At 51.9% G+C, this 21,133-nt stretch carries 17 protein-coding genes; 5 read left to right on the forward strand and 12 right to left on the reverse strand.

Translation table 11 applies throughout. The features are described 5' to 3' along the window. Positions 1 to 7: 7 nt before the first annotated feature. Both G5B47_RS15725 and G5B47_RS25940 read right to left on the reverse strand, forming a co-directional pair. The gene (locus G5B47_RS15725) at positions 8 to 361 is read right to left on the reverse strand and encodes a BlaI/MecI/CopY family transcriptional regulator (RefSeq protein ID WP_235957199.1); all 354 of its coding nucleotides are present in this window, start codon (positions 359 to 361) and stop codon (positions 8 to 10) included. 184 nt (positions 362 to 545) lie between these two features. Continuing rightward, positions 546 to 680, reverse strand: coding sequence for a hypothetical protein (locus G5B47_RS25940; RefSeq protein ID WP_268958506.1), 135 nt, complete (start codon positions 678 to 680; stop codon positions 546 to 548). A gap of 15 nt (positions 681 to 695) precedes the next feature. Between G5B47_RS25940 and G5B47_RS25665 the strand changes: the two genes are divergently transcribed. Continuing rightward, the gene (locus G5B47_RS25665) at positions 696 to 1,046 is read left to right on the forward strand and encodes a hypothetical protein (protein ID WP_235957190.1); all 351 of its coding nucleotides are present in this window, start codon (positions 696 to 698) and stop codon (positions 1,044 to 1,046) included. A 205-nt stretch (positions 1,047 to 1,251) separates the two neighbouring features. Here G5B47_RS25665 and G5B47_RS15735 read toward each other — a convergent pair whose 3' ends face one another. Continuing rightward, positions 1,252 to 2,139 carry an AraC family transcriptional regulator gene (locus G5B47_RS15735; RefSeq protein WP_165099831.1) on the reverse strand — a complete coding sequence of 296 codons (888 nt, stop codon included), beginning with the start codon at positions 2,137 to 2,139 and terminating at the stop codon, positions 1,252 to 1,254. Between the two features lie 216 nt (positions 2,140 to 2,355). Between G5B47_RS15735 and G5B47_RS15740 the strand changes: the two genes are divergently transcribed. Then, a complete protein-coding gene (locus G5B47_RS15740; protein ID WP_042205304.1) occupies positions 2,356 to 3,111 on the forward strand; it encodes an SDR family NAD(P)-dependent oxidoreductase in 756 nt (251 codons plus the stop codon). Between the two features lie 153 nt (positions 3,112 to 3,264). Here G5B47_RS15740 and rlmD read toward each other — a convergent pair whose 3' ends face one another. The 8 genes from rlmD to G5B47_RS15780 all read right to left on the reverse strand — a co-directional run bounded on the left by rlmD (position 3,265) and on the right by G5B47_RS15780 (position 15,563). Further along, positions 3,265 to 4,857 (reverse strand): 23S rRNA (uracil(1939)-C(5))-methyltransferase RlmD, encoded by a 1,593-nt coding sequence (gene rlmD / locus G5B47_RS15745; RefSeq protein ID WP_165099833.1) that lies wholly within the window; start codon positions 4,855 to 4,857, stop codon positions 3,265 to 3,267. A gap of 155 nt (positions 4,858 to 5,012) precedes the next feature. Beyond that, positions 5,013 to 5,549, reverse strand: a complete 537-nt coding sequence (locus G5B47_RS15750; protein ID WP_025333297.1) for a YkvA family protein — start codon at positions 5,547 to 5,549, stop codon at positions 5,013 to 5,015. A 116-nt stretch (positions 5,550 to 5,665) separates the two neighbouring features. Then, the gene (locus G5B47_RS15755; RefSeq protein WP_165099835.1) at positions 5,666 to 6,682 is read right to left on the reverse strand and encodes an HD-GYP domain-containing protein; all 1,017 of its coding nucleotides are present in this window, start codon (positions 6,680 to 6,682) and stop codon (positions 5,666 to 5,668) included. Positions 6,683 to 6,887: 205 nt separating this feature from the next. Then, positions 6,888 to 7,463: a class I SAM-dependent methyltransferase gene (locus tag G5B47_RS15760; RefSeq protein WP_165099837.1), complete on the reverse strand. Its 576-nt coding sequence runs from the start codon at positions 7,461 to 7,463 to the stop codon at positions 6,888 to 6,890. A gap of 16 nt (positions 7,464 to 7,479) precedes the next feature. Continuing rightward, positions 7,480 to 8,187 carry a nuclease-related domain-containing protein gene (locus G5B47_RS15765; RefSeq protein ID WP_165099839.1) on the reverse strand — a complete coding sequence of 236 codons (708 nt, stop codon included), beginning with the start codon at positions 8,185 to 8,187 and terminating at the stop codon, positions 7,480 to 7,482. A 59-nt stretch (positions 8,188 to 8,246) separates the two neighbouring features. Continuing rightward, the gene (locus G5B47_RS15770; RefSeq protein WP_165099841.1) at positions 8,247 to 8,573 is read right to left on the reverse strand and encodes a nucleoside triphosphate pyrophosphohydrolase; all 327 of its coding nucleotides are present in this window, start codon (positions 8,571 to 8,573) and stop codon (positions 8,247 to 8,249) included. A gap of 27 nt (positions 8,574 to 8,600) precedes the next feature. Next, on the reverse strand, positions 8,601 to 9,203 hold the full coding sequence (locus G5B47_RS15775; RefSeq protein WP_165099843.1) for a class I SAM-dependent methyltransferase: 603 nt from the start codon (positions 9,201 to 9,203) through the stop codon (positions 8,601 to 8,603). A gap of 150 nt (positions 9,204 to 9,353) precedes the next feature. Next, entirely contained in the window at positions 9,354 to 15,563 is a 6,210-nt protein-coding gene (locus G5B47_RS15780) for an S-layer homology domain-containing protein (RefSeq protein WP_165099845.1), read from the reverse strand. A 285-nt stretch (positions 15,564 to 15,848) separates the two neighbouring features. On the opposite strand from G5B47_RS15780, the gene G5B47_RS15785 reads away from it, so the two are divergent. The 3 genes from G5B47_RS15785 to G5B47_RS15795 are packed head-to-tail and all read left to right on the forward strand — an operon-like array spanning position 15,849 to position 19,699. Then, on the forward strand, positions 15,849 to 16,886 hold the full coding sequence (locus tag G5B47_RS15785) for an ABC transporter substrate-binding protein (RefSeq protein WP_235957191.1): 1,038 nt from the start codon (positions 15,849 to 15,851) through the stop codon (positions 16,884 to 16,886). A gap of 19 nt (positions 16,887 to 16,905) precedes the next feature. After that, positions 16,906 to 18,669, forward strand: a complete 1,764-nt coding sequence (locus G5B47_RS15790) for an ABC transporter permease (protein WP_165099846.1) — start codon at positions 16,906 to 16,908, stop codon at positions 18,667 to 18,669. Continuing rightward, positions 18,659 to 19,699: an ABC transporter ATP-binding protein gene (locus G5B47_RS15795; protein ID WP_165099848.1), complete on the forward strand. Its 1,041-nt coding sequence runs from the start codon at positions 18,659 to 18,661 to the stop codon at positions 19,697 to 19,699. The genes G5B47_RS15790 and G5B47_RS15795 overlap by 11 nt, the downstream gene beginning before the upstream one ends. Positions 19,700 to 19,829: 130 nt before the next feature. Here G5B47_RS15795 and G5B47_RS15800 read toward each other — a convergent pair whose 3' ends face one another. Next, positions 19,830 to 21,071 (reverse strand): MFS transporter, encoded by a 1,242-nt coding sequence (locus G5B47_RS15800; RefSeq protein ID WP_268958507.1) that lies wholly within the window; start codon positions 21,069 to 21,071, stop codon positions 19,830 to 19,832. Between the last annotated feature and the right edge of the window lie 62 nt (positions 21,072 to 21,133).

Consider the following 21,133-nt stretch of genomic DNA (forward strand, 5'->3'; position numbering starts at 1 on the left):
CCTCACCTCATTCCAAACTATCGATTAGACGTTTTAAGCGGTTTATTTCTTCCGTCGATAGCCGTTTCTGTCCCAATAATGAAGCAATCAGTCTGTCGGGGGCGCCATCATACATTTTATTAATCAACTCTGTTGTTTCGTGTTCTTGCGCTTGCTCTCGTGTAACAAGCGCATGGCAAACGAAATTAGGTTCCCGTCGCTCGATTGCCCCTTTATCAAGGCATCTCTTGATGATGGTATACGTTGTCGTTTTACTCCAACCTACTTTTTCTTTTGCAATTTCTGCAATTCTCTTTGCTGGGGTATCGCCTTCTTTCCACAAGATTTCCATAATATTAAGCTCGCTATCGAATAACTTCATAACCAAATGAAAACACCTCGTCCATATATATTCTACTGCTGTAGAATCACACATTAACATTCTACTGTAGTAGAATGTTTTTGTCGATAGAGTCCTGGGATTTTCTTACACCAGTTCCCTCTTCCACATGCAGCCCTTCTTGATTGTCTTTGAATATTAATATTCAAACCAAAAAAGACGCCGATTATTCGACGTCAATCCATCGTTTCATATCGTTCATGCACGCCTCTTCGGCGTTGTCGTCCGTCCATACGATAAGGGCTTCGTCTATCCTTACGTCGATCTCGACGACGTAAAAGGCGGTTTTTTTGCGATTCAATACGGCGGAGTACGTTTGCCCCTCAACGAAGAGACTAACGCCCGCTTCGATAGCTTATTGACCTTGCATGTTGACAAGGTAATAACAACAGAGCAGTTTAAGCAACAGAACGAACGTATTACCCAACAGCAAGAAGACCTTGCAAACAAAAAGGCAGAGCTAATATTGGCGTTGGAATCAAAACAGAATTTCGATCAACAGTTACATGCATTCAAAAAAGAAGTAGGACGTTTCATTACGCTTGACTTCGACGACGAGCAAGTAATGAAACAAGTCCTACAACGGTTAATCCACAAAATCGAAGTGTTTGAAGGCGAAAGAATTAAGATTCACTATAACCTTTCTAATCCTTACGCCATCAACTAAGGTACAGTCTATCGGGCTGTATCTTTTCTTTCAAGTCTTACTGTAACCTCCACATGTGTAGAGTAAGCAGAGTCAACATAAATAATAACAATTAATGGGGGCAACCTGGACGCATTTTTTGAGAAACACCATATTAAATCCTCCTAAAAAGCCGCGGGATCTCAGGAGTGAATACCTGAACTTCTCGCGGCTCTGGCATAACTTTCTAATCCCTCGTGTTTTCGATTCGTCTTAGGTTCTCAGTGTCCCGAGCTGGAGATGAACCGAAGAAGCGAGAGTACTCCCGATTGAACTGTGAGGGGCTTTGATAGCCAACATGATATGCGGCACTTGCTACTGGATAGCCCTCAAATGCAATGAGGTTCCTGGCCTCCAAAAGCCTTAATTGCTTTTGAAATTGAATAGGACTTAAACCCGTTGCCCTTTTAAACTGACGGTGAAAGGTATTTATAGCCATACCGGATTTTGATGCCATCTCGCCAATGTCTATTGGACTCATAAAATTACCGCGAAACCATTTTACAACTTGGTAAATTCTTGATAAATTACATTCCCGCAGACCAAATTGCCTCAGATACCATCCTTGTGGTCCCATCAGAACGCGGTAAAGGATTTCGCGCTCATAAGCTGGCGCAAGAGCTGGAATATCTCTTGATGTCTTCGATAATCGCAATAAGCGCAGCCATGCCTCCATAAGTTCAATATCCATGGCACAGGCTGCGAAATGCCCGGAAGCAGTCGGTAGTAGATTCTCAGGGAGATCTCTTAATAAACTCTGAAGAACATTCTGATTCAACTTGAGACCAAGTGACATGTAAGGACGGCCATAACGGTCTGGATGTACACTCGCCGTTGCAGGAACATGCATCGGTAACACGTAATATGATGGCCCTTCCAGGTCAGTGCTACGCTCCCCGATGGAGAGAATCTTTGTTCCTTGAACCGTGAAACCAATCATCGGCTCGTAGAGCGCTGCGAGTTGATGAGCGGGGATGTCTCCCTTAATCATACTTAGCCCTGGTACTCCGGTCTCACTCTGCCTAGTGCCTGCGTCTTTCATCAGACCAATGATTTCATCAAGGACGTTATTCATGCATTTAGTTTATCATACGACTTCTTATCCCTCAACAGAGCGTTATATAAATCGGCATTTTTGGGTTACTCCCATGTCGAATATAAAGAATAATTCGTGCAACTTAAAAAGTTTCATGGTGTTTTTAGGCAATCCAAAGGCATTTTCAGGTCTATTTTATTGCCACAGATGCGACTAAAATTTAAGTCAGATCGAACACAAAATAAGGAGGATCTTATGAAAATTGCGATTGTAACAGGTGGAAGTAATGGCATTGGAAAAGCGACGGCACTTGAGCTTGGCAAGCGCGGAATTAGCGTCATTCTCACATACCATTCCTATAAGGACCGGGCAGAAGATGTCGTAAAGGAAATTGAGAAGAATGCAGGCGTCCGGGCACTCGCACTGAAGCTGGATCTGACTCGAAAATCAACATTCGAAGGCTTTATTCTAGAAGTGAAAAAGAGCCTCCAAGACATTTGGAACAGAAACACTTTTGATTACTTAGTTAATAATGGCGGTGTCGGTGGGCCCATGATGTTCACTGAGATGAGCGAAGAATACTTCGACATGATTCTTAATACGAACTTCAAAGGACCGGTTTTTCTAACACAACAACTTGTCGGATTCATGGAGGATGCTGGAGCTATTGTAAATACCACGAGCTCATCTAAAAACCAGTCATTTCCGGGCTACTCCGTCTACGGCTCGTTAAAAGCAGCATTCTCAACTTGGACTCGCTACATTGCCAAAGAACTTGCCCCTCGCCAAATTCGGGTAAACGCAGTTTCGCCCGGCCCTACGCACAGCAATTTTGGCGACGGAGTATTCGATAAACATCCTGAATTCATTAAGCCGCTGGCTGAGCAATCTGTATTTGGCAGAATCGGCCAACCCGAAGATCTGGCGAAGGTCATTGTGAGCTTATTGTCCGATGACTTCGGCTGGGTTACAGCCCAGGACATTGAAGTGTCTGGCGGACATTTGCTTTAAAGTAAGCTATATTCCCCATGTAATGTACGGTTCGAAAGAACAATTAATGCGCAGACTGCTGTTTAGCCCGGACAAAAAGGGGTGTCCCATCGTCATGATCATGACTTATGACTTATGGGACACCCCTTCATTTTGCATCATTCTCGGGATCGCCTATCCGTTACGAACCATTAAAACGACAGCCTCCACATGACTCGTCTGCGGGAACATATCGACGGGCTGGACCCACTCAATGGCATAGCCGCCGTCCAGCAGCACCTTGCAATCCTTCGCCAGTGTCGAAGGGTTGCAGGAGACATAGACGAACCGGGTCGGCTTGGTGCGGAGCACCGCCTCCAGGAACCGGGGGTCGAGCCCCGTCCGGGGCGGGTCGGCGACGATAACGTCCGGGGTCAGGCCGGCCTTGGCCCAGCGCGGCAGCAGCTCCTCGGCGGCTCCGGTGTGGAAGCTGACGTTGCTGCGGCCGTTGCGCGCCGCGTTCTGCTTCGCATCCTGGACCGCTTCCGGGATCGTCTCGATGCCGCGCACTTCCTTGGCATACGGCGCGAGCCACAGCCCGATCGTGCCTGTGCCGCAGTAGGCATCGACCACCGTCTCTCTGCCGGTCAAACCGGCAGCCGCGCGCACCGACTCGTACAGCTTGACCGTCTGCTGCGGGTTGAGCTGGAAGAAGGCGCGCGGCGACAGCGAAAATTGCAAATCGCCTAGCGATTCTTCCATCGCGTCTTCGCCCCATAGCGTCATTGTCCGCTCCCCGAAGATGAGCGGGGTCTTCTTCGGGTTGACGTTCAGGGCGATTCCGGTCACTTCCGGCAGCGTCAATCGGAGCATACGGACCAGGTCGTCCTGGCGGGGCAGTTTCGCATTGGCCGCGACAAGCGTCACCTGCAGATGGCCGGACTGGAAGCCGTGCCGGACCACGATGGTCCGCACGCCGTCTTTGGCGCCATTCTCCTTGTGCAGCGGAATCCGCAGCTCTTCCAGCACGGATTTTACTTTTTCCACCGCGCTGTTCACCTTCGGATGCTGAATCGGACAGCCGCTGATGTCGACAATCTCGTGGCTGCCCGCTTCATACAGACCGGCTACAATCTCATTTCCCTTCCGCTTCAATTGAAGCTGGGCTTTGTTGCGGTAGTTCCAGGGATGCTCCATGCCGAGCATCGGCTTGATCTTGACTTGTTCCAGACCCGCATAACGGGAGAACGCCTCGCGCACCAGCTCCGTCTTGGCCCGAAGCTGGCCCTCATACGAGATATGCTGTATCTGGCAGCCGCCGCAAATGCCGAATACCGGGCAGGGAGGCTCGATCCGGTCGGGTGATCTCTTCTCCACCTCCAGCAGCTGCGCCTTGATGAACTTCGGCTGAAGCTCTGTTACCTCGGCTTTCACGACTTCTTCCGGCAGCGCCCCGTCAATAAACACGGCCTTGCGCCGGTAATATCCGATGCCCTCGCCATTAATGCCGATCCGTTTGACCGTTACCACAATACGGTCGCCGGTGCGAAGCTCTTCGGCGTGCTCCCGGCCTGCAGGATTAGAAGCCTTGCCGCCTCTTCCCGGCTTGCCGCCCGCCAAGGGCTTGTCCGGACGCGGACGACGGCTCCGCTCTCCCGGTACCTTCCCTGTTTCGGAAGTATGGCCCTTCGTATTTTTCAACCGGTCTTTACCAGCTCCGGCTCGCAAGGCCCCCGTTCGTTCCTTATATATTGATGTTCCCTTTGAGGAACGTTTGTGTTCGTTCATGAAGGTTCTCCATTCTCTTTGCTTTTTTCGTGTCCACTATACCATGATGCAGGAAGGAAAGCCATCGCCGGTCAGGCACCGTTTACAAAAAAGAAACGGCTGCGTCTCTTTCTAAAGAACGGCAGCCGTTTCCCTATCCATGATTCCATATTTTTTTACTGTTCAAACCATTCTCTTGCCTTCTCGCGGTGTTCGTCTTTCACATGCATGCTGATGCTCTTATATGCCGCCCAGAACGCGGCCGCGTCGTCCGTGAATCCAAGCAGGGGGATAAGGTCCGGAATCGCGTCAACCGGAAGAACAATGTAGGCCAGCGCTCCGATGGCCGTAAGCTTAGCTGTAATCGGCGTCTGCCGGTCCATCGCGCAATAATACATGGCCACCGCCTCGCTTGCAAAGGGGATTTTCGCCGCATTCTTCTTGATCTTCTGCAAAAAGCCTTGCTTCACATACTCCTCTTGCTTGTCCTCGCCGCCAATCCTGGAGATCCAGCCGCGAATGTCCGGCGCCTCCTTCCCGGAAGGCTCCGAAACGGTTTCCGCGCCGGAAGCAAGCTCCGCTATGGATGCTGCCTGCGGCAGAGCCGCACTGCTGAAGCTTCGCTTGCACGAGCCGCACCGGGCTTCCCCGAACCGATCCGTCTCCACATGATTCAACTGCCCGCAGTAAGGGCATTCCAGTGTCTTGATCATGGCGCAACAGATGCTCCTTTCCCAAAAGGTTGAGCCGCGCGCTTGTCCGCAGCCTTAAGGCACCTGCGTATTTACGCGCTCATTATCTATCACCCATATATCGGCCCGCTGATTCCTTATCCCAGGATTTGCACGATTTGAATGTCCCGGTTCCGGCTTAGATCAAGCAGGGAATCTTCTATTTTAACCAAGGGGTGCAAGTCGTCAAAAGAGTTAATATGAATCACTTCCGCCACCCGGCCGTCCGACAGCAGCACTTGTCTTCCCAGCATGGCATAGATGAATTTATCCAGTAGAAGGGATACAATTTCCGGATTCAGCTCTCCAAACGAGCCTTGGCGCATCAAGGTGACAACCTTGTAAAAAGGCATTGGATCATGATACGGCCGCCTGGACGAAATCGCGTGGAACACATCCGCAACCGCGACGATCTGGCTGAAAAAATCGATCTCCCCTTTTTTCAGATGCAAAGGATAACCGGAACCGTCGAGCCGTTCATGATGCTGCAGAGCGACAAGCATTACCCGCGGACTTAACCCGATCGTGCCTTTGAGTATTTCGTATCCGTAGATCGTATGCCGCTTCATTTCCTCGAATTCTTCTTTGGTCAGCTTTCCCGGCCGTAGCAGAAGCTCTTGCGGAATCCTGACCTTGCCAATATCGTGAAGGGTGGCCGCCAGCGACAGCAGCGCCAGTTCCGATTCCTCCAGATTCAGCCACTGCCCGATCATAGTAGATAGCACGCCTACGCCGATGTTATGCTGATGCGTGTATTCATCCTTGGCTTTGACGGACTCGAACAGTTCGAATAGATCGGGGTGCCTGGAGATTTGGCGCACCACGGGGATAAACTGGTTCTTGATTTCGATCAGGGGCACCTTCCGGTCGTAATTCAGCCGGTCAAACAAATGTTTGGAATATTGAGCAGCCTCTTGGATCAACTTCGAAGGAGAGCCAGGGGGCTGATTCTCTTTTTCAGCATGTACAACAACGTCGAAAGGGTTGACCTCATGCTGCTGAAGCAAACGGAGCGTATCCGAGTTAAGGACCGAATCTGCGGGCACCAGCACCGCGCCATTTTTGTTCACAATGTCGAATTTCACTTTTTTACCCGATAAATGTTCGAAAGACATCTTCATTCACTCCGTTTTCTGCCAAACGCGCACCTGTAACTTGATACCAAAGGCCTGCAAATTGCCGGGCAGTAGATTCTTGGAACGATTGATACATTCACTTATTAAACCCAAGTTCAGGAAAAAGGCCTCTTCCTTTACCATACAGGTAATTCTCGCGTCTGCCAATACTTTATAGCAAAAGTGAGACGTTCGGCCTGCCTCATCACATGCGGGGGCCCTTCCGAAAAACAATCGAATAGTACGTATCCGCCCAAATGTCCACATGAACCGCTTCAGCCCCACACGCCTCCAAATGAAGCTTCATTGTCTCCAAAGGAACGCGGTGGCCGGGCTTGCCGTCCTCCCGGGGATGCAGCCACTCCACGACAAGTCCCCTGCCGCCGGGCTTCAGGACCCGAAACATTTCCTTTAATCCATCTTCGGGAGACGGCAAAATATGCAAAAGCAGCGACGCAATTGCTACATCTGCCGAACCATCCTCCAGCGGAAGCCGCTCCGCCGAGCCTTTGGCCGGGATAACATTGGCTTTGCCCAGATCAAGGGCCCGGCCGCGCAGCACCTCAAGCATCACAGGCGAAGCCTCTACCGCATATACACGTCCCTTCGTCCGCCCCGCCGCGGGAAATGTAAAATAGCCTCCACCCGCGCCGATATCCAGCACAACGTCCTCGTTCCCTACTCCGGCAAGGTCAAGCAGCCGCTCGGGAGGCGTTGCGCCTAACCGTTCCTGCGATTCCAGCCGGTCAAGGCCCGCAAGCTCCTTATTGTGATCGTTCATGGCGCTCCTTTCCTTGTTATCCGTTATATTTCCTCCATTGAAGCTTCCGGACATGCTCCGCTCTGGCGTGGGGATCAGTGATGTTCAAGTCATTTACTTTTGCGTGGATGGCGTTCATTTGTTCAGGTGTAAAGATCGGAGCGGTAAGCTCCGCCTTTAATCGGGTTGTTTTTCGCTGAATGAACTCGGATAACTCCACATCATAGACGATCAGCTCATCCGAACCGATCTTACGGAGCGCTGGATCAATGCTGAAGCGGCATCTCATTGTAAAAGAAATCATCGAAATATACTTGGCCGCTTTAAACTCACCTAAATGAGAGGCAAGCGCCTTGATGTGTCCTTCATTTTGCAATAGAGGGTTATACATCTTATAACGGCTGCTGACGCTCCAATATTTATCTTTGCGCCCGCCTTTGATTTCGCCGTTATAATTTTTGGTTTCGATAACAAATAGTCCGTACGGCGAAATGACAAAGTGATCGATTTGGGAGTAACCTGTCCGGGATTTGGGGTTCGGTATCAGGAGATCGCTTAAGTATCGGCAATCCTTGGGGAGCTGATCGAGCTGGATGTTAATTTTATGCTCACCCAGTTCTCCGATGCGCACGGGTTCGATTTTTCCGGGGATTCTTGGGGTTGGATCGTTTTTCCTGGAAGGACTAGTGTCCTGTCTCCTGCGGGGCCGTTCTTGTTTAAATAACGCCAGCAGCTTGCTTAACATGTCTATGACTCTCCTTTAATGAATACCTCCTGCTTATGTTCCTTCCGCTCAGTTTTACGTTAAACATCGTGGACATCGATTAAATACACCCGCTCCTTGAAGCCTCCACGGGCCTCCACCTTGTTTATCCGAATATCTTCGAGCTGTTCCCAGCTTACCCCGCGGGCTACTGCCAATGCCCGAATGACTTCAAGCATATCCGCCAGTTCTTCCAGGGCATCTTGCGGGTTGTTCGCCCGGAAATACTCCTCGGATTCTTCCCGGAGTTTTGCATTAAGCTCACCTAGATATTCATCCTTGTCTAATATTCTAGTTCGGGGCACCTTTCCGCCGTTTTTGATTATCTGGGGAATTTTATCTCTAACAAGCTTGTTATAGATGGGCATGCTGTCACCTTCCATACTGAACTAAATTTAACGCACAAGCTCGAACATTCCTTCAATTATTACTTTCGGTCTTCCATGGTAATCTTCGGTAACTTCCTGCAGACTCCTTTCATTCCAATCCGTAAACAATTCTCTGCAGGATTCCAGGCTGTAATAATAACGTTCAATCGGTTGCTGCTTCGTCGCTTCGGCATCGTTTACCGAATTCAGGCGAACGAGAAACAAACCTCCAGGCTTCAGCATGCGTCCGATTTCTCCGATGATCCGGGTCATCGCATCCATTTCAAAATAGTGCAAGGACAGACTCGATATAACCGCATCAAAGGACTTGTCCGCAAAAGGAAACGGATACCGTGTGTCATGCAAGACAAGGTTCGCTTCCGGCAGCCTATCCCTGACAAGGGCAAATGCCGCTTCCGAGAAGTCGGTGGCGGTCACTTGATAACCATGTTCCACAAGAACCCGCGTATCGCTTCCGCTTCCGCAGCCGATTTCGAGAACCAGCTTACCATGCATCTCATTAAGATACAGTTCGTACCTCCGCAGCCAGGATGAAGCATTCTCAAATCCTTCCCCTTGTATCCGATTAAACACTTGATTCCAGTAAGCTTGCGGAGTTATGGATTTCAATTCGGACGTCCTCCCCTGTTCTGTATATAAATAACATTACTGAAAGACAGTGATATTTTCAATGAGCTTAAATGAAAACAGCCGCTCCCCATGGAGGGAAGCGGCTGCGCAGCATGGCTTTCTTTTGCAGCAGTAATGATATTCTGGATGTTAATTCACTTTAATGTATACCCGGTAGAGAATTTGAGCGGTTTCCGCTCTTGTTGCGGTACCGGTCGGGTTCAAGCCCGAACCGCTTCCTTGTACGATTCCGGCGTTAACCATGGCCGCTACGGCCTCCTTCGCGTATGAGGCGATCATGGATTGGTCCCGGAACCCGTTAAGATCAGCTGCCGTGCCCGAAAGTTTCAGGCTGCCCGTTGCTTCCAAGGCACGCATTAACAGCACCATCATATCCTGTCTGGATAAGGTCTCTTTCGGATTAAACTTCCCTTCCCCCGCTCCATTTGCGATGCCTAGTTGCTTGACAATGCCTAAAGCCTCATAGTAATAATCGGTGGCGCGGACATCGCTGAAGTTGGAATTGAAATCGGCTTTCAGATCGAGCATTCGAACCAGCAGCACCATGAAATCGGCTCTTGTCACAGGCTTCGCCGGTTCAAATGAGGTGTCCGAGGAGCCCTGGATGATTCCCTTTTCTGCAAGCACTCCGATGGCCTCCTTCGCCCAATCGTACTTCACGCCCACATCTTTGAACGGAACCTCAGCCGAAGCAGCTGGTGACGGTGCAACAGGTGTCGCAGTTGGCGTTGGCGTTGGTGTCGGCGTCGCAGTTGGCGTTGCTGTTGGCGTCGGTGTCGGTGCTTCACTCGGTGTCGGTGCTGGTGCCTCACTCGGCGTTGGTGTCGGTGTCTCGCTCGGCGTCGTCGTCGGCGTTGGTGTCGGTTCTTCGCTCGGCGTCGGCGTTGGCGTTGGCGTCGGTGTTGGCGTTGGCGTTGGCGTCGGTGTCGGCGTTGGTGTCGGTACCTCCGTGACTTCACCTGCAGTGAAGCCCCAAATGTCGGAACGGGCCGAGCCGCTGTTCGCGTCCTGGGCAACGGCATACCATTGATAGTAGCCGCCCGTCTTCAAGCCGTTCCAATGGATGCTCGCATTGCTTCCGCTGGCGACATCACTTTGTTCGCCAAGCTTCTCTCCAGTGTACACCTTCACTCCGAAATAGTCGGTGGCTACCCGTTTCTTCATCGGCTGAAGGTCCACATCCAGATCGAATTCATCCTTGCCCGGATACGCAGCCGGATCATAGTAGTTATAATCGTCCAGATATGGCGAGTAGGTCTTCACATGAATCTTGTTATTCTTGAGATCGAATTGCAGGAGACGAATGTAGCCGAGGCCGCCTTTTTCGGCTCCTTGATAGTCAGCAAGCATTTGGTACACCTGGCGGTCCGGCACGCCGTCGCCGTTATCGTCAATCGGGTCGATCAGTTCTTCGGCGTCGTGATAATGACCGCTCAGCACGGCAATGACATTCGGGTTAGGCACAACGACGCGTTCATAAATTTTGTCCGCAATCGGAGCGCGGTTCCCGGATACAAGCAAATACTCATGGAAATTGAGGATCGCCTTGCGGTCCGGGTACATTTTTACCACATCGTTCACCCACTGGATGTCTTCGTCGCGAATATCCCAGCCCATATAGACCACGACAAAATCATTGCCGCCTGCGGAAATCAGATCGTAATGCCCTCTGTTATTGAGATAGGAACCGCCAAACGTCGGCTGGCTCTTGAAGCGCTGCTCCCCAAAATATTGATAGAACTTGGTATAGTCGGAACTCTGATGCGACACGTCATGGTTGCCCGCAAGCACGCCATAAGGAATTTTGGCATCCTCCAGCACCTTCATGTCCTTGTCGGCTTCCTGCCATTGGTATTCCTTATCGGCCTCGTCAACGACGTCGCCGGTATGAATGACATATTTGATGTTCATGTCATCCTTATGGTCCACAATCCACTGCACATTGCCTTCATAAATTTCCGGATAGCTTTCCGAGTAATACTGCGTATCCGACATCCAGACGAAGCTGAAATCGTAAGGGTCCTGGCTAACCGGAATCTGGTCCTGAACGATGACATGAAAGGTTCCGTCAACGGCATAATCGCCGGCCTGCACCTCAGCGGTCAAGGCAAAATCCTCTTTTCCCGCAACCCGTCCGTCCAGCTTCTTCCACGCATTCGATACCGGGCTCCAGGCGTACATGCTGACCTGGCGTCCCTCCAGCGATTTCCCCTGCCAATCGATCTCCACCGAATCGGTCGCTTTGACCGAAGGATCAAGCTTGACTTCAAACCGGTGATACGGGAATTTCTCGTCCGAATCATTGTTCAGATATTGCCCGTCCGCGGTGCCGATCAGGCTGTATTCTTCCTGCGTTAAGCCCTGCTCGCCTTCCGGCTTCAGCTGTCCCGGAGGCTCCACGTCCGATGCGTTCTTGTAAGCGGCGAATCCCGTACGATGCGCGCCATCGAAGAGATAGCCTTTATAGAAGCTCACCTTCAGCGAATCGTTCGTCGGGTCCTGCACCTTCACCGTCAGGTCACCTGCGGCGCCGGACTGCTCACTCACAGGAGATACAAGCTCCGGCATCAGCGGATTTTCATTCGGCACCTTGAAGGTAATGGTCTTGTCTGCGACATTGCCGATTTTGTCGGCCGCCTTGATGGTCAAGGTGTGATTGCCCGGCTTCAGTTTGGACGAAGAAGTGGCATAGGGCAGTTCGATCTTCTCACCGTCCAGAGCCGCTTCCGTGGATTCGACGCCCGCAAGGGCATCCGTAATTTCGGCATTCAGCGCAAATTCGCCGCGATATGTCTTACCGTCCTCGACGCTCGGAATAATGGCCGGAGCGGTGTTGTCTACCGTAAAATGGGCCGTCTTGTGCCCATATTCCGAGCTCTGCACGGTGACTTGGTGCGCGCCATCCGGCAGCTTGGTTGTATCCAGGTCATAGGCCTTGGATTTCAGCTGCCCGTCCGGCAGATTGAAATGAAAATCCACCGCCGGGAATCTGCCCGCGCTGTCCCCCATTTTGATCTCCTTCGCCGGATTCGCGTAGGCTGGATCATAGGTAGCGGTGCCGTCTGCAAAAACAAGCCGGATATTTTTCACGGTAAAATCGTCTTTATTCTCTTCCGGACGATCGTCGAACGGCGAGGATTTCGTTCCCGCGCGGACCGAGATCACATTGTCGCCCGCCTTCAGCCGGGTAGCAGCAATCGGCACGGAAAGCGTCATATAGGTGTTGATCGGGTCCATAAACGTATATAAAATTTCATCGCCGATCGTTACACCGTTCTTGAAATAATAGTTGACCGAATTGGCGTCAAAAGCAAAGAACGTGTCCTGCTCGACTGCATGATACGTTCCGCTGGTCAGCGGCTTGCCGTCGATGTCAAGCTGCAGGGTATCCGGCCCGGCCTGCTCCGCTGTTCCTTTAACCGTCCTTGTTCCGCGAATCAAATCGCCGTCCTTGATATTGAGGCGAAGCACGCTGCGGTCCGGTCCGCCGGTAATCTGGACGGTGTAAATATCCGAAATGACCTCATGCGTTCCGTCCGATACCACGTAGTAGTATTGTACGGAAGATTTGCCGATCAGATCCGGTGAATAGAGAGTAAAATGATACATCGTGTCATTGTAATCCACGTACAGGTAGCGGCTGGAATAGTCACTTTGCTGATCGGTCTTATAATACAGCTTCACCGATTTGACGCTTTGATCGTCCTGTGCGTCGCCCATGATCGCCAGGTTCTGCGACTGGTCGATACTGCTGTTGCCCGTCATATCCACAATCGTCGGCGGCTCGGTGTCATCCGCTGCCGATACCGGCTCTTCAGGCACCTGAGCCGGACTGACGCTGCCCGGCGACGCGTTCTCAACACCGGAACTCAGCTTAATCATTGTATTGCTGCCGTTGGCCGGATACTTATACTGAATGCCCTTGTTCTCGGCCGTTTCATTGGTCAAAGACCCGTCGTAGTACGCGGCGGAAATGTCCGCATGCGTGTTGGTGCCGATCGCTACGCCGCGCTTGGAGCCATTGGCCATACCGTCCGAATAGATTTTGAAGATATCCTGATTTTCTACAAGATTGGTATGGAAATTCGCGTTGAAGTCGGCAACCGTCTTACTGCCATTGCCGTTGTTAATGACCCAGAAGACAAGCGTCTTGCCGGGGCCAATCATCATGTCCTCCCGGTCGGTCGGCCAGACGAGATCCGCATCCGGTCCCGAGTCCGTGTACCGGTAATAGATTTTGTAATCCTTCAGATTAATGGCCTTATCGGTATTGTTGTAAATTTCGATAAATTCGTACCCGTCCGCTCCATTGACATTGGTTGTATTTGGAGCAAGCTCGGTTACCAGCAGCGGCGGAACCTTGGACGGTTCGAAATCGGGCAGGTTCACCTGGACCGTATAGACATCCGTCGTCACTGTATTGGTGCTATCTTTGGCCTCGATGTAATACTGGAAGGATGCCTCTTTCAGTTCCGCTCGCGGAATATCCGCCAGATAGGAACTGCCTGCCGTTACGTTCATAGGGGCGTCTGTGAACACGGTTTGCGAGCCTGTCTTGAAATACACGGCCGCCGTCACCGAATCCGCCATGCCTTCATCGCTTTCCTTGTTCGTAATTTGCGCGGTGATTTGCAGATTGACATTGGTTTCGGCATGAGTCACCGGCGTATGGTTAATAACAGGCGGTTCGTTCGTGCCCTCTTCCGGCAGCGAAACAGGGCGCTTCGGCACCTGGTTCGCGTCTGGCGTTCCCGGCGTCGCCGCCTTCGTGCCCGCGCTGTCCAGAATCATCGCCGTGGTGCCGTCATCCGGATATTTATAAAAAAGCGGCTTGTCCGCGATGTTTTTAACTTCGGCTTCATAATGGGCGGATATGATTTCCCGATCGTCTCCGCCGCGGATCGCGAGGCTTCTTGCTCCCCCATTCGCCATACCGCCGCTGCTTATTTTGAACAAATTGGTGCCGAGCGTCAGATTTACTCCGAAATGGCTGTTGAAATCCGCAGCCCCTTTATCGTCGTTAGAGCCGTTCGAGATCCACAATACCGCCGATTGCTGCGACGGAATAAGGATATCCCCTGTCGCCCAGCGCGTTTCGGTGTTCGGCGTCGTATTCGTATAGCGGTACATCAGCTTGTAATCATTCAAATTGATGGTCCGGTCCGAGTTGTTGTAGAGCTCGATGAATTCATAGCCGTTGGCTGTCACGGAACCGTAGGTCAGGTTCGCCGAGTTCGGATTCAGCTCGGTAATTAAAATTGGAGGAATGTAATTGTAATCGAAGCTTGGGCGAATGTTAACCGCACTCACATCGGTATCCTTCGTGACCCATCCGTCATTAGCCTCTATGTAATACTGCAGCCTGTCCTCCGTCAGCCGTTCCTTTGGAATCACAGCCTCAAAAGCAATTTTGTTCTCCGCCGATCTCTCCGCGTTGATGCTCATCGGCAGCCGGGTAAACGCAGCCTCGGAGTCCAGCTTGTAGTATACGGCTGCGGTTACGTTCATCGGGTCGCCATATACATTCGCTGTAACGTCAGCCGCCAGCTGCAATTCGCTGTCGTCGATCGCTTCCGTAACGGGGACGTGCCGAATGGCTAGCGTTATGCCGGATTCGCCGGATGGTTGTTCCGGCAGAAATTGGCTTTCAACCGTTCCCGGCGTCGCTACGTGTACACCTGCCGCATAATCGCCGGACGTCACCATCTGCATGGCCGTACTTCCGCCCGTCGGATAGGCATAAAAGATGCCTTTGTTCGGATTGGTCTGGTCACCGTTTTGGTAGGAAGCTGACACGACAATATTTCCGCTGCCATCCTTAAAAATAAAATCCCGCGGGGCGCTATTGTGCATGCCATTTCCGCCCGAAACACGGAACAGGTTCACACCTTCGGTCAGCGAGGTACCGTAATTGCCGTTAAAATCGGCGGCCGTCAAGGCCGTATTGTCGTTATTCATAATCCATAGCACAACCGCTTGTTGGGGTTCGATTACCGGATCATCAGCTGAAGAAGCCAACGGCCAGATCGCATCAACATCTCCGCCGGAATTAACATAGTGGTAATGCAAGCTGTAGTCTTTTAACGAAACCGGCTGGCTTGAATTGTTATAGACCTCAATGAATTCATAAGCGTCGACAGCATTCCCTAACGCATTCGTGATATTCGAACTGTCCGGCGTAATCTCCGTAATCAACAGCTTGGGAATATTTGTGGAATCGATTCCCTCACCTAACGTATTGGCACTCGCCATGCCCGCACCGTATGGCGCCAGCAAGCCGGTCAGCAAGCCGGCAATTGAAGCATGTAACGCCAGCTTTTTAAGCATTCTTCTTTTCAATGGCTCTGCATCTCCGTTCCCAGTATTAGTTTATTAATTTCCTTAAATATCTAAATCTTAAATTAACAATATAGTGTAAAAGGTCTGTTACCCTCGCATCATCCCGCTGTAAATTTTTATTTACATAATCTTCCGTTTCCTTTTTTCATATGCGTTTAACATTATCCCAATACCCAAATAACATAGCCTGTTCAGAATAGTAACTGTTCGGATTCATGATCAGCGTCCCCTGCAATCTCCAGACCTCATAAGCTGAACATTATTACACTAAGGGAGAGATGAGTTTTGAGAACGGTAAAAAAGGGTTTGATTTTCTCCGCTCTGGCAGCCATGCTCGTATTCAGCGGATGCTCGGATAAAGGACAGGCTTCGCAGGCGCAAAGCGGCAGCGGAAACGGAGGAAATTTTTCCGGGAAGCTTTCCTTCTATACTTCACAGCCTGAGGAAGATGCGACCAAGCTCGCGGCAGCCTTCAATCAAAAATACCCGGGTGTCGACGTCGCAATCTTTCGTTCGGGGACCGAGGAAGTGACGGCCAAGCTTCAAGCGGAGAAGCAGGCCGGCCAGATTCAGGCGGATGTGCTGCTGCTCGCCGATTCGGTAACCTTTGAGAGCTTGAAAAAACAGGAGCTCCTGCAGGCCTACAAATCCCCGGAGCTCGGGGAAATTCCTGCCGAACTGGCCGACCCGGACGGGATGTACACGGGTACGAAGGTCATGGCGACCGTGCTTGCGACCAACACCCAGAAGGTAAAGACCGTCCCGGCGTCTTGGAAAGTGCTGACGGAGGCCGCTTCCAAGGACGCCGGCATTATGCCCAGTCCGCTGTATTCGGGAGCGGCGGCCTACAATATCGGCGTATTGATCCGTACGGACGGCTTCGGATGGGAATTCCTGCAGGCTGTGAAGGATAACGGGATGGCGGTCATCAAGGGGAACGGAGCCGTGATGAAGGCAGTCGCCAGCGGGGAAAAATCCTACGGTATGGTCGTCGACTACATGGTTGCCCGCGAAAAAGCGAAAGGCTCGCCTGTGGAACTGACCTATCCTGAGGAGGGCGTGCCGATTATTACCGAGCCGATTGGCATCATGAAGGATGCGAAAAATACGGCGGCAGCACAGGCGTTTGTCGATTTTGTCCTCTCCGAAGACGGACAGAAGCTTGCCGCAGAGATTGGCTATTCGCCGGTCCGCAAGGGAATTTCGGCTCCGGAAGGACTGAAAAGCATCTCGGAAATGAAGATACTTTCCGGAGATCTTGCCAAGCTGACCGATGAGCGCGAAGGTGATAAACAGAAATTTATTGACGTGTTCGGCCAATAGAGGAATGGAGTCTGTTGATATGAGCGAAATACAGCCGCATTCCGTATCCGTACAGCACAAAGGTAAGGATCATTCGATCCTTCCCCAGTTTGTTCGCAGGTTCCGGGGCGGCTGGGCGGCTAGACTTCTGGGAGTACCTGCCGTTCTGCTGCTTTTTGTATTCCCTGTCGCCAAATTAGTATGGCTGAGCTTTCAGAGCGATGCCGGCATTACACTTGCGCATTACCGCGAGCTGATCCATCAGGAGCGGTTTTGGATCACGCTGCAGAGTACCGTTACCGTCGTTTTCGGCTCCACCGCGCTTTCTCTGCTGCTCGGAACCTTGTTCGCGTGGTTCGTCGCCTATACCGATATCGGGCGAAAAAGAATGCTCCATCCGGCCATTTTACTTTGTTTTATTTTGCCCTCGTATGTACTGACCCTGTCGTGGTCTTCTTTCATGGGGCCGCAGGGCTGGGTTTCCCAGCTTCTGCAATGGATTAACCCCGGACTTACTCCTTGGAGCATGTACAGTATGGGCGGGATTATTTTCGTGATGGGAATTCATCATTTCCCGCTGGTCTATATGTTAACGCTGGACGTGTTCCGAAAAATCCCGCGTGATCTCGAATGGGCCGCTCGGGCCGGAGGGATGGGAAAATTCAAAACATTCTGCCGGATTACGCTGCCTTTGGCGCTTCCGGGGATAACCGCCGGGGGGCTTCTGGTGTTTCTTGCATCGCTGGACAATTTTGGCATTCCGGCCTTTCTGGGAACTCCGGTGAATATCTCCGTCCTCAGTACACTGATTTATGAAGAAATCGTCGGGTTTGGACCATCCGCCTTCGCCAGAGGCGCTTCCCTGTCCGTTCTGCTCGGGACAGCCGCCGTGCTGGGAAGCTTGCTTCAATGGTTGCTGCTCCGCAAAAGTCATGCGCCGGATGCGGTTCAGCCGGACTCCGTTCCGCGCTATTCCTTGGGAAGGCTCAGGAAGCCGGTGTCAGCCGCGTTATGGGCGTTTCTGCTGCTGATTACGGCGGTTCCTGTGTCCTCCATGATATCCCTGTCGTTAAAGAGAGCCTACGGCCTCGGCCTGACGGCTTCGAATCTGACTTTTGATAACTACCGTTACATTCTGTTTGAGAATCCGCGGGTGTGGACATCCATCCAAAATAGTCTCATACTCTCGCTTGTTACCATGCTGGTCTGTCTCGCGGCCGGTTCCCTGTTCGCCTATCTTCGCGTCCGCAAGCCGTCTCCCTGGACTAAAGCCGCCGAAATTGCCGCATCCGTTCCCTACACGCTGCCGGGCATCGTGTTCGCCCTGTCGATGATTCTCGTCTGGATGGAGCCCATCCCCGGCTGGAATCCCGGCATCTACGGCACGATGTCGATCTTGTTCATCGCTTATATCTGCAGATTCCTTATTCTGCAAATTCGTTCGGGCGTGACCGCGTTTATGCAGATTGATGCTTCCATAGAGGAGGCGGCGCGGGTATCCGGTGCGGGCATCCGGCGACGATGGACAGCGGTTCTGCTGCCGCTCGTCCTGCCGGGACTACTGACCGGAGGAATCCTGGTCTTTCTCATGTCGCTTACGGAGCTGACGGTATCGGCGCTGCTGTACGCATCCGGCTCCCAGACGATCGGTGTCACCATTTTCAGCTTCGAGCAGGCAGGGGATACCCTGTATTCTACCGCACTGTCCAGTCTGATCGTCGCCCTCATCGGGGCGGGGGGAGCGGCGCTGCTGCTCATCCGCAAATGGACTTCACGCCAAGGAGGTGGCAATCATGAGTATTGAAATGCATGCAGTCTGCAAATCGTTTGGCCGCTTCGACGCGCTCCGTTCCATCGACCTGACGATTGGCGGCGGCGAGTTCGTGGCGATTCTCGGACCCTCCGGCTGCGGAAAAACAACCCTTCTGCGCATGCTGGCCGGATTTGAGCAGCCCACGTCCGGGCGAATCCTCATCGACGGCCGGGTTGTCGCCGGCAGCGGCGTCCTGGTGCCCCCGGAGAAAAGAAGGATTGGCATGGTCTTCCAATCCTTCGCCTTATGGCCTCATATGAACGTAGCAGAGCACATCCGCTTTCCGATTCGCGCGCATAAAGAAACGCCCGCGCATATCAAGCGGAAGGAGCGGGAACGCATAGACCAGGTGCTTGACCTCGTAGGCCTTGCCCCGTTCGCAACCCGTATGCCGCATGAGCTGTCGGGCGGACAGAAGCAGCGGGTATCCATCGCACGCGCCATTGCTTCGGAGCCTTCGCTTCTGCTCATGGACGAACCGCTCAGCAGCCTGGATGCCATGCTCCGCATGGACTTGCGCCGCGAAATCCAGAAGGTTCACCGCGAGACCTCCTCGTCGGTCGTTTATGTTACCCATGATCAGGGCGAGGCCTTGGCGATGGCCGACCGCATCGTCGTCATGAAGGACGGCAAGATCGAGCAGGTTGGCACCCCGTCTGAGGTGTATTTGCATCCGCAGACTATTTTTGTCGCCCAATTCGTTTCGAAAGCCAATCTCGTCAAAGGCCGCTGGATCAACAACCGATTTATTCCGGAGAACAGCACCGATACCTCCTGGCCTTGTGAGGGCACGGGCAGCAGCTTCAAGCTCAACCGGATTTATCCGGTCCGGCCCGATCAATTTCATATATCATCGGAAGGTCAAGCCGGAATAAGCGGAGAAATCGTCAATGTCCAGTTCCAGGGCCGCGAGTATCACTACCATATCCGCAGCGGCTCCGATCATCTGGAGGCTGTCTCCTCCCAGCCGTTCCGGCTGCACGATAAAGTGACGTTAAGCCTCAAACCGCACGCCCTGTAAGGCGGAAAAGCAGCAGTGCCCCTAGCCAGGAGGCTAAGGATAACCTCGCCCGCCGAAGCCATCCCCGGTCAATTACAGCAAAGAACCCGGACACGATCTGTCCGGGTTCTTCTATTTTTCACGGCTTCCTTCAACTCGCTTTTTGAGCGCTTACATTCTTCACAAGAAGCAGCTTGCTGCCGGACAAGGTAAAGATTGAAATCAAGGTGAAGATCAGCGCAATGGAACCAAGCAGCAAGTATGCGCTTTTAAATCCAACCGTATCGTACATATTACCCGCGATGGTCGACAGGAAGATCGCTCCGACCTGCTTTGAAAACTGGAAGCCGATCAGATAGATCGTCGCGGACAATCTCATATCGAAATTCGCCGATATGTACTTGAAGATGGCCACCAGCAGAATCGGAACTTCAATGGCATGCATTAATTTCACCAGGCTGATAGCGACCGCTCCGTCGGCCAGACTTGATCCCACCATCCGCAAGGACATAATGAAGCCGGCGTAGAGCAGCGCGTTCTTCGCTCCGATTTTGTTGATAATAAACGGTGCCAGTATCATTACAATCGCTTCCAGGAAGATTTGGAAGGTGACGAGATTGCCAAAGACCTGCGTTCCCTTCTCCGGCGTGGAGAAGAAATGGGTAAAGTAAACGGCAAACTGCTGATCGTAAACATCGTAAATGCACCCAACTCCAAGAACATACAGCATGAGCATCCAGAACTTTCGATTCTTAAAAAGGGCTATCGTTGAGCCTTTAGGAAGAGCCTCCGCTTTCTCCGTATGAACGGCTTGGGGTTCGGCTTTGCCCGTCTTGGCGAAGGAGAACACAACAGCCAGCAGCAGCGCCATGCCTGTGCCGATCCAGAAGACGAGATCCGGGTTGGTATTGAACAAATGCCCTGTCACAAAGGTGCTTGCCGCAGCGCCAATGTTCCCGAATACCCGGACCCGTCCGTATTCAAACCCGTTCAGATGACTGATTCTCTCGATATAAGCTTCGATCGCACCGACGCCGCCATTGAAAATGGCTCCCAGGTAAGCGCCGCCAATTACAGCCGCCAGAATGATATTCGTCTTCAGCAAAGCCGGAAACAGGTAAACAAAGAACGGTCCGATGAATACCAGCAGTCCAATAAACAGCCAGAGCAGGTTCTTCTTGAGTCCAAGCTTATCCGATATAACTCCGAAAAAAGGCTGAAAGCACATCGCCGCGATCGATATGGCGGAAAAGATAATTCCCGTCTTGGTGGAATTGAGTCCGCCCTCCTGGGTCAGCCATAAAGACAAAAACATGGTACAAGCAGCCCAAATGAAGAAGTAAAGCATAAAGAAAACTCCAAAAATCCAATAATTTCTGTTAAGCGTTCTCAATTCATTCTCCTCCTTAAATTCTTTCTTTTAAGCACCAAGTAAACCGCTTTCTAAAAGTTAAC

This window comes from Paenibacillus apii (assembly GCF_011043685.1).
Lineage (GTDB): Bacteria > Bacillota > Bacilli > Paenibacillales > Paenibacillaceae > Paenibacillus_AQ > Paenibacillus_AQ sabinae.

Excerpts from the sequence above, each read along its gene's own strand:
- G5B47_RS15760 (WP_165099837.1), bottom strand. The coding sequence starts at position 7,463 with ATGAACGATCACAATAAGGAGCTTGCGGGCCTTGACCGGCTGGAATCG.
- G5B47_RS15765 (WP_165099839.1), bottom strand. The coding sequence starts at position 8,187 with ATGTTAAGCAAGCTGCTGGCGTTATTTAAACAAGAACGGCCCCGCAGG.
- G5B47_RS15795 (WP_165099848.1), top strand. The coding sequence starts at position 18,659 with ATGAGTATTGAAATGCATGCAGTCTGCAAATCGTTTGGCCGCTTCGAC.
- G5B47_RS15740 (WP_042205304.1), top strand. The coding sequence starts at position 2,356 with ATGAAAATTGCGATTGTAACAGGTGGAAGTAATGGCATTGGAAAAGCG.
- G5B47_RS15750 (WP_025333297.1), bottom strand. The coding sequence starts at position 5,549 with ATGATCAAGACACTGGAATGCCCTTACTGCGGGCAGTTGAATCATGTG.
- G5B47_RS15735 (WP_165099831.1), bottom strand. The coding sequence starts at position 2,139 with ATGAATAACGTCCTTGATGAAATCATTGGTCTGATGAAAGACGCAGGC.
- rlmD (WP_165099833.1), bottom strand. The coding sequence starts at position 4,857 with ATGAACGAACACAAACGTTCCTCAAAGGGAACATCAATATATAAGGAA.
- G5B47_RS15790 (WP_165099846.1), top strand. The coding sequence starts at position 16,906 with ATGAGCGAAATACAGCCGCATTCCGTATCCGTACAGCACAAAGGTAAG.
- G5B47_RS15725 (WP_235957199.1), bottom strand. The coding sequence starts at position 361 with ATGAAGTTATTCGATAGCGAGCTTAATATTATGGAAATCTTGTGGAAA.
- G5B47_RS15770 (WP_165099841.1), bottom strand. The coding sequence starts at position 8,573 with ATGCCCATCTATAACAAGCTTGTTAGAGATAAAATTCCCCAGATAATC.
- G5B47_RS15755 (WP_165099835.1), bottom strand. The coding sequence starts at position 6,682 with ATGTCTTTCGAACATTTATCGGGTAAAAAAGTGAAATTCGACATTGTG.